General features: G+C 40.2%; 13 protein-coding genes. 3 read left to right on the top strand and 10 right to left on the bottom strand.

Annotation, left to right across the window (positions count from 1 at the left end; all coding sequences use genetic code 11):
• Positions 1–183: 183 nt before the first annotated feature.
• Both E2R53_RS04085 and E2R53_RS04080 read right to left on the bottom strand, forming a co-directional pair.
• Positions 184–1197, bottom strand: a complete 1014-nt coding sequence (locus E2R53_RS04085; RefSeq protein ID WP_133310518.1) for an STAS domain-containing protein — start codon at positions 1195–1197, stop codon at positions 184–186.
• 275 nt (positions 1198–1472) lie between these two features.
• Positions 1473–1904 (bottom strand): NUDIX hydrolase, encoded by a 432-nt coding sequence (locus tag E2R53_RS04080; protein WP_133310517.1) that lies wholly within the window; start codon positions 1902–1904, stop codon positions 1473–1475.
• 209 nt (positions 1905–2113) lie between these two features.
• Between E2R53_RS04080 and ppc the strand changes: the two genes are divergently transcribed.
• Together ppc and E2R53_RS04070 are read left to right on the top strand one after the other, a co-directional pair.
• On the top strand, positions 2114–4879 hold the full coding sequence (ppc, locus tag E2R53_RS04075) for a phosphoenolpyruvate carboxylase (protein ID WP_133310516.1): 2766 nt from the start codon (positions 2114–2116) through the stop codon (positions 4877–4879).
• A 794-nt stretch (positions 4880–5673) separates the two neighbouring features.
• Positions 5674–6069, top strand: coding sequence for an SET domain-containing protein (locus E2R53_RS04070; RefSeq protein ID WP_070875690.1), 396 nt, complete (start codon positions 5674–5676; stop codon positions 6067–6069).
• A gap of 770 nt (positions 6070–6839) precedes the next feature.
• Here the strand turns inward: E2R53_RS04070 and E2R53_RS04065 are convergent.
• From E2R53_RS04065 to E2R53_RS04055, 3 genes are all read right to left on the bottom strand, one after another.
• On the bottom strand, positions 6840–7757 hold the full coding sequence (locus tag E2R53_RS04065; RefSeq protein ID WP_286166060.1) for a nuclease-related domain-containing protein: 918 nt from the start codon (positions 7755–7757) through the stop codon (positions 6840–6842).
• A gap of 175 nt (positions 7758–7932) precedes the next feature.
• The gene (spoIIP, locus tag E2R53_RS04060) at positions 7933–8844 is read right to left on the bottom strand and encodes a stage II sporulation protein P (protein WP_133310515.1); all 912 of its coding nucleotides are present in this window, start codon (positions 8842–8844) and stop codon (positions 7933–7935) included.
• Complete coding sequence (locus E2R53_RS04055) at positions 8834–9373, bottom strand: RNA polymerase sigma factor (protein WP_133310514.1); 540 nt, start codon at positions 9371–9373, stop codon at positions 8834–8836. The genes spoIIP and E2R53_RS04055 overlap by 11 nt, the downstream gene beginning before the upstream one ends.
• Positions 9374–9537: 164 nt before the next feature.
• Between E2R53_RS04055 and E2R53_RS23100 the strand changes: the two genes are divergently transcribed.
• Positions 9538–9690 carry a hypothetical protein gene (locus E2R53_RS23100; protein ID WP_165970884.1) on the top strand — a complete coding sequence of 51 codons (153 nt, stop codon included), beginning with the start codon at positions 9538–9540 and terminating at the stop codon, positions 9688–9690.
• A 48-nt stretch (positions 9691–9738) separates the two neighbouring features.
• Here the strand turns inward: E2R53_RS23100 and hxlB are convergent, their stop codons facing one another.
• The 5 genes from hxlB to E2R53_RS04030 form a co-directional block, all read right to left on the bottom strand.
• Positions 9739–10287 (bottom strand): 6-phospho-3-hexuloisomerase, encoded by a 549-nt coding sequence (hxlB, locus tag E2R53_RS04050; RefSeq protein ID WP_133310513.1) that lies wholly within the window; start codon positions 10285–10287, stop codon positions 9739–9741.
• On the bottom strand, positions 10274–10915 hold the full coding sequence (gene hxlA / locus E2R53_RS04045) for a 3-hexulose-6-phosphate synthase (protein WP_133310512.1): 642 nt from the start codon (positions 10913–10915) through the stop codon (positions 10274–10276). The genes hxlB and hxlA overlap by 14 nt, the downstream gene beginning before the upstream one ends.
• Before the next feature lie 174 nt (positions 10916–11089).
• Positions 11090–12100 (bottom strand): LacI family DNA-binding transcriptional regulator, encoded by a 1011-nt coding sequence (locus tag E2R53_RS04040; RefSeq protein WP_286166059.1) that lies wholly within the window; start codon positions 12098–12100, stop codon positions 11090–11092.
• Positions 12101–12179: 79 nt separating this feature from the next.
• Complete coding sequence (locus E2R53_RS04035) at positions 12180–12839, bottom strand: bifunctional 4-hydroxy-2-oxoglutarate aldolase/2-dehydro-3-deoxy-phosphogluconate aldolase (protein WP_133310511.1); 660 nt, start codon at positions 12837–12839, stop codon at positions 12180–12182.
• Between the two features lie 20 nt (positions 12840–12859).
• A complete protein-coding gene (locus E2R53_RS04030) occupies positions 12860–14146 on the bottom strand; it encodes an MFS transporter (protein WP_133310510.1) in 1287 nt (428 codons plus the stop codon).
• Positions 14147–14156: the final 10 nt, after the last annotated feature.

Raw genomic sequence — 14156 nt, 5'->3', positions numbered from 1 at the left:
TTACTAGAAATTTATAGCATATTTTCACACTTAATAACAGTTACTTCCGGAATATATCTTGAGAAAAATAAAAAATATTCTTATTTAGATATATATAAAATTGAATTTATATGAGAAGGATCTGCAAATAAAAAAAGATATGCGAGCCTTCTTTTTTCGAAGTCTTGCATATCTTTTTTATAGTTAAAAAACCTGACGTCCTATTTGCCCTAAAGCATAAAGAATTCCGTGCTGCAGGGTTTGAAAAGCATCAAATTTAGAGAAATCTATTTCTGAATGAGTAATTTGCATACTTAGTTCAGGAGATATTCCCACAAGAACTGTTTTTGTACCGGAAAGATTTGCTGCATATCCAATTTTTGAGATAAAACTGGTTGTATGCTGACTAAGATCGTTATCAATGCCTGTCAAGTCAAGAATCAGATAGGTAGCTTTATGTGATGGAAGATTCATTAATGTTTTTTCTGTAAGTTCTTCCGCACGTTCTTCATCGTATTTTCCAATTAACGGCACCACGACTATTCCCTCCAGAACGGGGATGATAGGAGAAGAAAGCTGTTTAACAAGTGCCTTCAATTCCCTTGTTTGATCTTCCACTAAAGCTTCTAACTGCATAATTTGTTCCGTTTCTTTTTTTCGGGCTAATTGGTGAATGTTATTTGTTATCGAAATGTCTGATGGAAAGTATTTTATGACACTGAGTTCGTGCCCCTCTAGTTGATAATGAAGGACTTTATACCAAATATTTACACCGAAAAGTCCTGTAAATATTCCAGCATAGTGGGCAGGAAGAAAATTGCCTCCCTTGGTCTTTCCTTGCGCAATGTTAATTTTATGTTCCCAGCTGTCTTTAAGCTCGACTGTCAGTGTTTGCATATCTAAATTAAAATCTTTCACTTCGGTCCGGCCCCAGCCAGCTGAAGCATAAGTATTTGTAATTAACTCTGTCGCCTCTAAAATACTGACATTTTTCAATTTAGAAAAGTATCCTCCCACCACTAATCCCTGTCTGAATCCTGTCGTCTCAAAAACTAGATTTGATGCTTCCTCTCCAGAAATTTCTTCAATTGTATCAAAGAACGTTTTCATCGCACTTGAAATCCAGAATAGCACAGCATCTTGTTCCTCAAATAAAAATTGACCGTTTTCCAAGTCCCATTTGAAATCAAGACCGCCTACATTAATAGAAGAGTTCATCGTTTTCTCCTTTTAAAAAAGTCCCATATATATATATTTAATCAATATAATAGCATACAATTATTAAATTAGTGCAAAGATGATTCTTTATTGCAAAACCCTGCTATCTTAATACTATATACAATATTTTTAATGAATAAAGCATTCATTCTGAATAAATCATCAAAATGGATGCTTTGTTTACGGCAACTGCAAAAGCATTTCTCTCACATATTTAATAAAATGTAAAAACTGCATATAAGAAAGGAAGGCTCATACTTGCAATGAGGCTTTCTCTACAGATTTCTTATGAACGTATATGGTATGGCAGGACTCTGATTTGTGAGTTCACCCTGTTCTGCTGCGAAATGAAGATAGTTTGACGCCTGTTCAGCATCCATCCAAGTGATTTCTTCTATTTCTCCGGGCATGACGATTTCCTGTTTTCCGCCGGTTATGCTGCCGCGAAAAGTAAAGAAAATAGCATGATGTCCCCTTTCTTCAAGGAAGGCTTCACTGATATGAATCAATCCTTGAACAGAAACCTCTAACCCCGTTTCTTCTTTAACCTCTCGAATGGCAGCGTGATCAAGTGTTTCACCATCCTCCACTGCGCCGCCCTGCAATGTATAATAAGAGGAAGAACGTTTGTCTATATTTTTAACCATTAAAATCTTATTAGTTGTATCATCATATAAAAGAACGTAAACTACATTTACTCTTTTCATTACGTTTCATCACCTTAAACCAGTAATCCCGTCCATATATATGTGGGCAGTATGACCATATTTTAACATGAACATTCTAAAAATTAGAACAATATAAAAGCGAATACTATGCATTTTTATACGATTCATGGTAAACTTATCATTATTTTAATTTTCAAAAAACACATATTAAAAAGATGGAATCCATTCCAGTAAAAGAGGTGCATAAAATGACGGTAAAAACAGAAACCATACAAGATCGTGATCATAACGCGGCACTGCGCCGTGATGTTAAGTTCCTTGGAAATATGCTTGGAGATGTGCTAGTCCATCAGGGCGGCCACCCCCTGTTAGATAAGGTTGAAAAAATCCGGGAGATGACAAAATCGCTCCGCAGCAATGCGGATGAATCTATTTATGCCGATTTAAAAAGTGAAATAAGCACGCTTGAGCCTCCGCTGAGAAAGCAGGTTATCAGAGCATTTGCGGTTTATTTTCATCTAGTTAATATTGCAGAGCAAAATCATCGCATCAGACGAAAACGCGATTATCAATTTCAGGAAGAGTCTGTGAAGCAGCCAGGTTCATTGGAAAATGCCGTTGCCTCTTTAAAAGAGAATGGCATTGCTGCAGATGTCATCCAAAATCTGCTCAAAACTCTTTCACTTGAGCTTATTATTACCGCTCATCCGACAGAAGCGACAAGACGAAGCGTGCTAGAAATCCATAAGCGGATCGCCACACTCCTTAATAGTCTGGATCAGCCGATTCATACTAAGCGTGAACGCGCCGAACTTGAGGATCGTCTTTTCAATGAAGTCGTTATTTTGTGGCAGACAGATGAGCTTCGTGACCGTAAACCTACTGTTATGGATGAAGTGGCAAATGGATTGTATTATTTTGATGAAACGCTATTTGAAGTGCTCCCTCAAATTCATCAGGAATTAGAAGATTGTCTGCAGTCTAACTATCCGGAGAGCGAATGGCAGGTTCCGAATTTCCTCCGCTTCGGCTCTTGGATCGGCGGAGACCGTGACGGCAACCCAAATGTAACCGCAGATATCACTTGGAAAACACTGATTAAACACAGAACGCTTGCTGTCCGCAAATATAAAGAGTCTCTAAAATACTTGCGTAAACGTCTGAGCCAGTCCACAAAAAGAGTGACTGTCAGTGATGAACTGCTTGAATCGGTGCGCGATGAAGTGTCTCTTTTAAGTAAAAAAGAAAGATGGCAAGTTGAGCATGAAGTGTATCGCTGCAAATTAACAATTATGCTCAAAAAGCTGGACCCGCAGAGTCCGTTTGGCTACAATTCGTCCCAGCAATTTTCGGATGATCTGAAGCTGATTCAGCAAAGCGTCAAGCTTCATCACCCTGAAGGCCATGAGCTGAAAAGCCTCCAGAAGCTGATCCGCCAGGTTGAACTGTTCGGTTTTCATCTTGCAACCCTGGATATCCGCAATCACAGCGGCGAGCATGAGGCTGCAATTAAAGAGATTTTCCATTCCGTAAAGCTTGCTGATGACTATTCCAGCCTGCCAGAGGAAGAAAAAATGAAGCTTCTAGGAGATGTGCTGCAGGATCCAAGACCTCTTGTTTCGTTTAAAGAAGATTACTCAAAGGAAACACAGAATGTTTTAGATGTATTCCATATGATCAGGAGCGCACACAAGGAGTTTGGCGAGCGGTCCATTGAAGTGTACTTGGTTAGCATGACGCAATCAGCAAGTGATCTTCTTGAAGTGATGGTTCTTGCCAAGGAAGCAGGTCTTTACCGTCTGCACCCTGATGGACGGATGGAAAGCAAGCTGAATGTCGCTCCCCTCCTTGAGACGATCGATGATTTGATTGCAGGCCCAAAAATTATGGAGCAGTTGTTCCAATTGGATTTCTACCGCAAGCATCTGGAGGAGCAAAACAACCTTCAGGAAATCATGCTTGGCTATTCGGATGGAAGCAAGGACGGCGGCACGCTGACAGCTAACTGGAAGCTCTACAAAGCTCAGCAGGAAATTCATGATATGGCCAAGCAATACAGCATCCGCCTGAAATTTTTCCATGGACGCGGCGGTTCACTTGGACGCGGCGGCGGTCCTCTAAACCGCAGTCTTCTTTCTCAGCCGGCTGAAACACTTGGAGACGGAGTGAAAATTACCGAGCAGGGCGAGGTGCTCTCTTCCCGCTATGGTTTATATGACATTGCTTACCGCAGTTTAGAACAGGCAGCATCTACACTCCTTACAGCTGCCACACACGTTTCAAACGAAGCGGAACAGTCAGATATCCGCACGAATGACTGGGAAGAAGCGATGGATCAAATATCGGCTGTCTCTCTAAAGAAATATCAGGAGCTAGTCTTTAAAGATGCGGACTTCTTGAATTATTTTAAACAAGCAACTCCCCTGCCTGAACTTGGGGCGCTAAATATAGGATCGCGTCCGATGAGCCGTAAAGGAAGCGAGCGGTTTGAAGATTTGCGCGCCATCCCTTGGGTGTTCGCATGGACACAAAGCCGTCAGCTCCTCCCTGCCTGGTATGCAGCGGGAACTGGATTACAAAGCGGGACAAAGGATTCGGCAAACCTTGAACGTCTCCAGCAGATGTACAAAAGCTGGCCGTTTTTCCGTTCCACCATCGACAACCTGCAAATGGCTTTATTAAAGGCCGATTTAATGGCGGCAAAAGAATACCTTGCGATGGTTGACGATCAGCAGGCAGCCGAACGGATCTTTAACGATATCAAGGCAGAATACAACAGAACGAAAGAAATCCTGCTTCACATTACCGGGCAGACAGAGTTAATGGATCACCTTCCAAACATCCAGGAATCCGTAAGACTCCGCAACCCTTATGTGGATCCATTAAGCTTTTTCCAAGTTGAAGTGATTTCCAAACTTCGTGAAGCCGGAGATGACCTCCCTAATGAAGAGCTCTTAAGTGAAGTACTGCTGACGATTAATGGAATTGCTGCAGGACTTCGCAACACAGGATGATGTAAAAAAATCGGACATGTTAGGTGTCCGATTTTTTTTTTGCGTGCTTTTACATAGACGGCAATGTTTATCAATAACCCAAGAAACAGCAAGCCAAAGCTTGCATAAATCAGACTCCACTTTACAAACGAAAAAATGGGAGCAAGTTCTGCAATCACAGGTGTTTTCTCTGGATATCTGGCCATCACAGCGGAAGATGCTGCATTCTCCAGATAGTCAAAGACCGCTCCGCCGAATGGGATGAGATTAACTAACCCGAAAAGATTTGCTGCTGGCAGTACACGATATAGCACCGTCAAAGCCGCGGCCAGAAAAGACAAATACGCAAGCGGCCAGACTACATCAAACGTAAATCTTGACTGAATGTAATACGCTCTGCCCTTCTCCCCATACTCATCAGCTATTTTATACAAATCTGCAGAAGAATAAAGATAAAATCCATCCGGGGATTCACTTGTACCAGTCATTTCTTTCGCCGTTTCAGCGACGTTTGGCAGCACATACAGCATGAACAAGAAAAAGATGACGATTGAAGCTAATAGTGTCTTCCATCCAGCCCGCGAATAAAGCCATTCTGAAAAGCTCTTGATTCTGTTCATTTTCATCCCCCAAGTTCGTTTTTTTCATTTAATGTACCATTCTATGCTTTGCAGCAGTACTTTAAATGTATTTACCTTAAGGATTTACAACTAAAAAAATGAGAACAATCCGTGAAAACAGTTGCTTTTATCAGAGCGACCTGTCAAGCTTAAGTAGGTAAAAAACTTAACAGGAAAGAACATACAGGTGACGAAATGATTGAAATCAAAACTTCATCCCTCAGCGACGGGGAATTTAATAGAGGCGTGTTCGCTACCCGGGACATCGCAAAAGGCGAAATTATCCACGAAGCTCCCGTGATTCCTTATCCAAATGCCGAACACGAACATATCGAAAAAACAACACTTGCTGATTACGCATTTGAATATGGCCAGAACCACACAGCCATCCTGCTGGGCTACGGCATGCTGTTCAACCATTCCTACACACCAAATGCCACTTATGAAATCAGCTTCGAAAACCATACCTTTATCTTCAGCGCATACAAAGACATAAAAGCTGGAGAAGAAATTCTCATCAACTACAACGGCGACGAAGAAGATCAAGAGCTGCTTTGGTTTGACCGGGAAGATGAAGAAGAAGGTAAATAAGGGCAAACTGACTCGTGTGGGTCAGTTTTTTTGTTGTTATTTTAGATTGTGGAATCTGAGCAGGCGAATGATTCCTCTTTTTAGCTTCATTTTATAGATTGTAAAATCGTTGCACGCGGTTGATTCCTCTTTGCAGCCTCATTTTATAGATTGTGGAATCATCGCACGCGTTTGATTCCACTTTGCAGCCTCTTTTCAAAGATTGTGGAATTATAGTACCGGTTGATTCCTTTTTTCGCGCTCACTCCATAAATTGTGGAATCATCGCACGCTTTTGATTCCATTTTGCAGCCTCTTTTCATAGATTGTGGAATCATAGTACCCGCTTGATTCCACTTTGCAGCCTCTTTTCATAGATTGTGGAATCATAGTACCCGCTTGATTCCACTTTGCAGCCTCTTTTCATAGATTGTGGAATCATTGCACGCGGTTGATTCCACTTTGCAGCCTCATTTCATAGATTGTGGAATCATTGCACGCGGTTGATTCCACTTTTCATGCTCACTCCATAAATTGAGGAATCATACCACCCTTTTGATTCCACTTTCAACGCTTATTACATAAATTGTGGAATCATACCACCCTTTTGATTCCACTTTGCAGCCTCATTCCATAAATTGTGGAATCATACCATCCTTTTGATTCCACTTTGCAGCCTCTTTTCATAGATTGTGGAACCATACCACCCTTTTGATTCCACTTTCAACGCTCATACATAAATTATGGAACCACACCACCCTCTGCCTCATCTCCATATTAAATTAAGATAGTCAAAGAAGTTCGCCGTAATTAGCTGCTTTTCCATGCCCTTCTTTATTAAATTTCTGCGAAAGTATTCTCCAAATGCTTTTCTTAGAATCTATGACGCTGCACCAATCATAGATTTGGTTTGTAGTAATGCTGGATTTTGGAAAGAGTATCTTGAATTCTTCTATGCTGCGTAAGACAGCGCTTTGCTGCCCCTCTAGCCCCTTGCAGTTTTTGCATATCAAGCGCATTTTGGTCAAAGAGGTATAAAATGAATAACACTTTGGACAGAGTATTCCTTTATTAAGTTGATCATAGCTATAGTTCGGTAAGCGGCTATATGGTGAATCATCTTGATGGAGAGATAACAATTTATGTGCGAGGGCAGAATGACTTTCTTTTAGTGGATTTGATTTCTTTTCCAATGTATCTGCAAAACGGTTTAATTGAGACGGGAAAATAATCGGAAGGTTAAGTGGAGTTTGATAGAGTTGAAATTCGGGGTTAATAAAAACAAGATATGCTGCAACTGAAAAGCTGAAATGATGTTCATGCAGCAATCGCCGAAATAACAATTCACTTCTTTTTAATTGATGAATGGGATTTTTAATTTCTAATTTTGAAGATGAAAACCATTGATCCCCTTCCATGACATAGTCACCTTCATAGTTTTTAACTTCAAGAAGAAAAATCTTGTTTGATGATATATATAAAGAATCTATTTGATATAAGGAACGATTTGTCTCCAATAACAAATCATTTAAAATAAGCCCATTATGAGCTTTGTCCGTCATCCATTCGTCAAACATCAGCTCTCCCTCAAACCCATTTTTTAGATAGTCAAAGTGATTTTTATCTTTTGCAGGCAAATTCATTCTAGCATTTAAACTCCTCAAGATTCGCAATTCTATTGATTCACTGCGGGACTTCATGATCAACATACCTATCTCCTTTCACTTTTTCTTTATAATAATGCGTATATAAACTATCAGCAAATCAACAAAATTAAATTTTCCCATCAAAATAGACCAACTCGAGGTTATTAGTACTTCTGTTAACCCCAAATTGGCTACTTCATAGATTTATATATTCATAGTTTTATTCACCTTACCTAATTCACTTATCATCATTTTTAATGACATCACTTATCACTTCTGAAAGGGCTTCAGCTGTTCGATATTCTTCTTCCAGTGTATTTTCAGCTCCGCCTATTTCCAGCAGCAAGGATTGGTTATGGAGATCCTGATTATATGAATAGGTAGAATAGGCCGTTTGCGATTTAAGAAATATCCCTCTTGATATTCCTGGGTACCTCGCTTCCAACCTATCGTTTAAGAGCTCTGCAAATTTTTTATTTTGCTCATAATTCTTATTGTCAGAAGAAATGGTAAAAGCGATTTTTGCGTATTCCATGCCGTCGATATTTAGTGTAGTAACATCCCGTTTCTGTGCATCTCTATGAATATCAAATACCATTTGTATACGGTTATTTTTACTCAGAACATTTTCAACACTCTCTCTTGAAACCAGATAACTTTTTTGAAACGTTAAATTTCTTTTTTTCATCTCTCCCATAAAATCCGTATCATCTATAATCGTATTAATGTTTTCATTTTCCAGTAATTGAGTAAGTTTCTTTCCAACTTTTAAAACATTAATATCTTCGTGATATGCCTCATTTATATTTTCTGCATCTATTTCCGGAATAAATGATTCATGGTTATGTGTGCTATAAATTAATATAGTAGACTCTTGTTGATAATCTGGGATTGTTACTTGTTGATCTTTTGTAGAGGAAACTGGTTTCAAAATAACTTCATTCCCGCTAAATAAAAAGAACCATGTCAGTATCATTGCTCCCAATACTACTCCAGCAGAGGCCATTGAAAATTGCCCAATTCTTTTATTTCTGCTCATCTTTTTAGCTTTGTGTTTAAGCTTCATTTCTGTATTTGAAATAAATGCTGAGCTTGGTTCCAAAGGGTATGATTCTTTTAATAAATTTATTAGTTCTTTATCACTTTGCATTTTTCATAACCTCCGATGCATCAACATGTAATTTTGTTTTCAATTCCTTCAAGGCACGATGGTAATCCACTTTGACCTTAGATTCACTGCACCCAAGAATATCCGATGTTTCCTTTATTGAAAACTCGTTTATCCCTCTCATGATGACCACCGCTCTGAATGTTGGTTTTAATTTAGAAATAGCCATATGAACAGTTTTCTTCAGTTCATTTTCTTCAACAATCTCATTTGAAGGCTTTTGATTCGATCGCATTTGATGAAAAAATCCCTCTTTAAAAATAGAAGTGAACTTATTTCTGCGGTAGTGATCAATGGCGATGTGCTTAGCTATAGAAAAAATCCACGTTTTCATATTGCTAGTATGATTAAAGTTTGTTAATTGGTTTAATACTCGGATAAAAACTTCCTGGGTCATATCTTCTGCATCATGCTGATTACCTGTAAAACAAATAAGGAATTTGTAGACATCTAAGTAATGCTGATTATAAATATCACTTATGTTTTTCTCTAACTGCTCTGATTCAAACAAATGTCTCCCCCCTCGAATAGGCATTCAGTTATTATTCGTTTGAACCATAGGAAAAGTTACAATTTTTTAATGTCTAAGAGTGGTTCTTTTATATAAATTTTAACAAATAAATGTAAAAATAAGTTATTGTTGTTAATCTATCTTTCTTACAGGAGTGTATGTAAATGATTGATATATTTTTCTTAACTTACGGAAAAATCATGTGTATCAAGAAAAATCAGCTTAAAATCAGAGATACATCTGGTTCCACAAAAGCATCGTCACTAACAATTGATTCCACTTTTTTTGATAAGCGCGGTGTCATGCTTACTTTATAAAGAGAAAAGAACTTGGGTCAGTGTGGACCCAAGCTCTTCATTATCTTCCTACTCCATATTACTGTGCTTCTTAAACGCCTTTTCATTGCTGATTTTTTTCTTTTCTGCATATTGCAGGCAGATGCTGTCAAAAAGAATATGTACACATTGATCAAATAATGATCCTAATGGCTGGATTGTCGGCTGTTCGCCTTCTTTGCGATATTTGGTTGCTGCCGGTACGTGAAGGATATGGGAGGCAAATCCTGCGAGCTGTGCTTTAGCATCAGCGGTTACAGCGATAATCGTACACCCGAGTGAATTTGCTTTTTCCGCTGTCCAGACAACATTTTTTGTCGTGCCGGACCCTGAGACAGCTACTAAAATATCATTCTCTGATATACTTGGGGTAATCGTTTCTCCTACCACATAGACTTCTGCTCCTAAATGCATCAGACGCATGGCAAAGGATTTTGCCATTAACCCCGAACGGCCCTCGCCAATAACAAAAATCCGCTGATCTTTTATAAGCTCGCTTACAATCAGCTCAATCTGCTGTAAGCTGCTTCTTTTCATGACTGTTTCTATTTCAGATAAAATGGTTTCAAGCTGGTTCATGTGATTTCGCCTTCTTTCTTTCTATCATTTCGCGCAATGCTTCAGCTGCTTTTTCAGGCTGTGCGGATTTTGTAATCGCTGATCCGATTATGACGATATCAGGAAGCAGTCCTGCCATATTTTGAATCGATTCTCCTGTAATACCCCCTGCTATTGCCCACTCCAATGTAGGATCAAAAGCAGCTGAAGCTGTGTTTTTCAATCCAGATTTTTCCTGTACATCTTTGCTGACATGATCACAAAAAATAGCCTCGGTATAAGAGAAAAGAGCTGCTTTTTGTTCTGCCGTTGTGTTTAATAAATCAATCATTGTTTTTTTCTGATGCTGTGCGGCAGCATCGAGACAAGTTTCAATTGTCTGAATCGGGCTTACTCCCATGACGGTTGCGATGTCTGCGCCAGCTTCAAAGCATAAGCTGAATTCATACTGGGCATTATCAATCGTTTTCATATCCGCTAAAATCAGTTTATCTGGAAAAGCTTCTTTCAGCTTGGATATGCTGATAACCCCGAATTCTTTTATCAGAGAAGTTCCTGCTTCAATGATGTCTATGTATCGTTCTGCCTGGCCGGCTATCTTAATGGCTTCATCAATCGATAAACGGTCAAGCGCCAGTTGAATTTTCATCAAACCACTCCCTAAACCGGTTTAGTAAATGTTTAAAAAAGTCTGTTTTCGCATAGATTGTTGTTTTTCATTACACATGTTGCCCGTTCCTTTCCGCTCCAGGAACTTAGAGTTAAAAGAATTTAGTCTTTAGCAACAATAGTTACGAAAAGAGCCTTTAAAAAAGAGAATCGCTTACGATGATTCTCTTATAATGAGTTCACATGGAAAAACATGCTCGTGAACATCGTTCTGTTCTTTGTTAATTTGCTTCAGCAGGATTTCAGCCGCTTTTTGTCCCATTTCATACCCTGGCTGGGCAATGGTGGTCACTTGTGTTTCAGCTAAATGAGCGAGCGGAATATTATCAAATACAATTAATGCGGCATCTTTCCCGATTTTCATCTGTTTGTCTTTAAAAAATTCAAGGATCTCGATGAAAACTAAATCGTTTCCGGCAAAAAGGGCTGTTGGCGGCTCTTTAAGGGCAAAGAGCTTTTCCAATTCATGGTTTATCTGCTCCCGTTCAGCATGAATCATATACTCTTTTATGAGCGGGATACCCGCTTCACTCAGCGCCTGCTTATAACCCTTCAGCCTGTCAATCCTCGGACTGATCATCAGCGGCTGTGTCGCAATGGCAATTTTAGTATGTCCTCGGGAAATCAGGTGCTTAATGGATTCTACCGTTGCATCACAGTTCGCTGCCACGACATAATTGGCTTTTAATCCTTCAATTTTACGGTCCATGAAAACGACCGGATAGTCTTCATCGATCAGCTTCTGGTACAGATCCAGGTTCTGTCCGGTCGGAAAAATAATCAGCCCGTCCACCTGCTTCGCATGAAGAACTTCAATATATTTGCGCTCTTTTTCAGGGTTGTCATCAGCATTGCAGAGAATGGCATGGATGTCATGCTTATGACAATAATCCTCTATTGAACGGCTTACCTCTGTCGATAGTCTGTGCATGATGTTTCCCACAATAATGCCGATCATCGATGTCCGTTTCTGCTTTAAGCTTCTTGCCAGGTAGTTGGGCTGATAACCGAGAAATTTGATCGCTTCATCAATTTTTTTCTTGGTGTCTTCGCCCATATATTCATAGCGTTTATTTATAAATTGAGAGACCGTGCTTTTAGAAACTCCTGCTTCTTTAGCCACGTCAGCCATCGTCACTCTTGCCATCTTATCAACTCTTTCCAATCTGTTCGTCCCAATTATTTTATCGGATAAACAGACATTAATCCACTCTCCTCTTCATCAGCTAAAAATGCGGGGCCGCTCATACTCGAGCGGCCATTTGAATTTCTTCTCTTGCTTTCTTTACTTCGTTTATAAAATCTGCAGCTTTTTCTTTCATATTAAATAGGGCTTCTTCCGTTAATGGTTTTTTTGTATTCACTAGAGTACTCCCTGCCCCAACTGCAACAGCGCCTGCTTTAATATAGTCAGCTGTATTATGAAGATCAACGCCGCCAGTCGGCATCAGCGGGATGTGCGGCAGCGGGCCGGCAATATTTTTCAAATACGCAGGTCCGAAAGCATCAGCCGGGAACACTTTAATCAAGTCTGCTCCATATTCATAGGCTGTAAGAATTTCTGTCGGTGTAAATGCCCCTGGAACACTAATAACGCCATATCGTTTAGCCATAGTGATCGTTTCTTTTCGCACCGTTGGTGAAAAGATGAATTTAGCGCCTGAAAGAATGGCCATCCGGGCCGTTTCCGGATCAAGGACGGTCCCTGCACCAACAAGCACATCGTCTCCAAAGTATGACGCTGCAGCCTCAATAACAGACGCTGCCCGTGGCGTTTCCATCGTGATTTCAAGAGCCGTAACCCCTCCGTCTTTTAGAGCATTTCCGATTGAAATGATGGATTCAGGCGAAGCCCCTCTTATGACAGCTACAACCCCGCGGTTTTTAATTTCAGTTACTCCCATTTTCTCCACTCCACTTTCTATTATGAAATATTGGTATTAACGTTCGGCTGTTTGATATGCTTTTCCTTTGCCTGTTTCGTCGCAACAATAGTTAAGATCGCTGACAGCAGCAATGAACCGGCCATAAAGATGTATGATGCCGCAAAACCTCCAGTTGAACCGTTTAAATACCCAACTACATATGACCCGACAAATGAACCAAGTGCACCCATTGAATTGATTAAGGCCATTGCTCCTCCTGCTACATTTCGAGGCAGAATCTCCGGGATAATGGCGAAAAACGGTCCATATGGCGCGTACATTGCGCCTCCAGCTATAATAAGCAGGACGAAACTGATCCAGAAATGATCCGGTCCAATCAAGTACGATGCATAAAAGGCGATCGCACCGATAAACAGGAACGGCCAGACAAATTCTTTCCGTTTTTGCAGCTTATCTGAGAAATGGGAAGCGGTAAGCATAAGAATGACAGCTAAAACATAAGGGACGGCGGATAACCATCCTGTTTGAACAATGCTCATATTCGGTGCTGCTTTTATAATAGAAGGAAGCCACATTACGAATCCGTAAAGTCCGACACTCCAAAGAGCATATTGCGCTGCGAGTAAAATAACGACTTTCGATTTAAACGCTTCACGGTAGTTCTTAACAGGCTTGATTCCTTCCTGTTCTTTTTCAAGGGCACCCTGGAGGTCCGCTTTTTCTTTTGCGCTGAGCCATTTTGCATCTTTAGGATGATCGAACACAAGCTTCCACCATAAAAATGCCCAAATTACCGCTGGAAGTCCTTCAATAATAAACATCCATCTCCAGCCGTACGCTTCCAATAAATAACCTGAAACGATTGACATCCATAAAACCGTTACCGGATTACCAAGGATAAGAAATGTGTTGGCACGTGATCGTTCTGCTTTAGTGAACCAGTGGCTTAAAAAGACAAGCATTGCCGGCATGACGGCACTTTCTACAACACCAAGCATAAATCTGATGATAAATAAGAAATTTACATTTGAAACCATTCCTGTTGCCGTCGCAAGAGCTCCCCAAGCGATCAGCGACCAGAAAATCAGGACTTTGGCACTTTTCTTTTCGGCATAATGTGCTCCGGGAACCTGGAAAAAGAAATACCCTAAAAAGAATAGAGATCCAAGCAGCGAGGATATAGCAGGTGTAATCTGCAAATCCTGCGCCATTCCCCCTGCAGCGCCGAACGCATAGTTCGCCCGGTCCAGGTAGGCAAGGCTGTATGTGATAAAAACAACGGGTATTAACCGGAGCCATCTTTGTTTTGCTAATGGTTGCTTCATCGTAAAATCC

The organism is Peribacillus frigoritolerans, assembly GCF_004358755.1.
GTDB lineage: Bacteria > Bacillota > Bacilli > Bacillales > Bacillaceae > Bacillus_P.
This window is presented reverse-complemented; position numbering and strand designations above follow the sequence as displayed.

Excerpts from the sequence above, each read along its gene's own strand:
- E2R53_RS04065 (WP_286166060.1), bottom strand. The coding sequence starts at position 7,757 with ATGTTGATCATGAAGTCCCGCAGTGAATCAATAGAATTGCGAATCTTG.
- ppc (WP_133310516.1), top strand. The coding sequence starts at position 2,114 with ATGACGGTAAAAACAGAAACCATACAAGATCGTGATCATAACGCGGCA.
- hxlA (WP_133310512.1), bottom strand. The coding sequence starts at position 10,915 with ATGAAAATTCAACTGGCGCTTGACCGTTTATCGATTGATGAAGCCATT.
- spoIIP (WP_133310515.1), bottom strand. The coding sequence starts at position 8,844 with ATGCAAAGTGATAAAGAACTAATAAATTTATTAAAAGAATCATACCCT.
- E2R53_RS04035 (WP_133310511.1), bottom strand. The coding sequence starts at position 12,839 with ATGGGAGTAACTGAAATTAAAAACCGCGGGGTTGTAGCTGTCATAAGA.
- hxlB (WP_133310513.1), bottom strand. The coding sequence starts at position 10,287 with ATGAACCAGCTTGAAACCATTTTATCTGAAATAGAAACAGTCATGAAA.
- E2R53_RS23100 (WP_165970884.1), top strand. The coding sequence starts at position 9,538 with ATGATTGATATATTTTTCTTAACTTACGGAAAAATCATGTGTATCAAG.
- E2R53_RS04030 (WP_133310510.1), bottom strand. The coding sequence starts at position 14,146 with ATGAAGCAACCATTAGCAAAACAAAGATGGCTCCGGTTAATACCCGTT.
- E2R53_RS04070 (WP_070875690.1), top strand. The coding sequence starts at position 5,674 with ATGATTGAAATCAAAACTTCATCCCTCAGCGACGGGGAATTTAATAGA.
- E2R53_RS04085 (WP_133310518.1), bottom strand. The coding sequence starts at position 1,197 with ATGAACTCTTCTATTAATGTAGGCGGTCTTGATTTCAAATGGGACTTG.
- E2R53_RS04080 (WP_133310517.1), bottom strand. The coding sequence starts at position 1,904 with ATGAAAAGAGTAAATGTAGTTTACGTTCTTTTATATGATGATACAACT.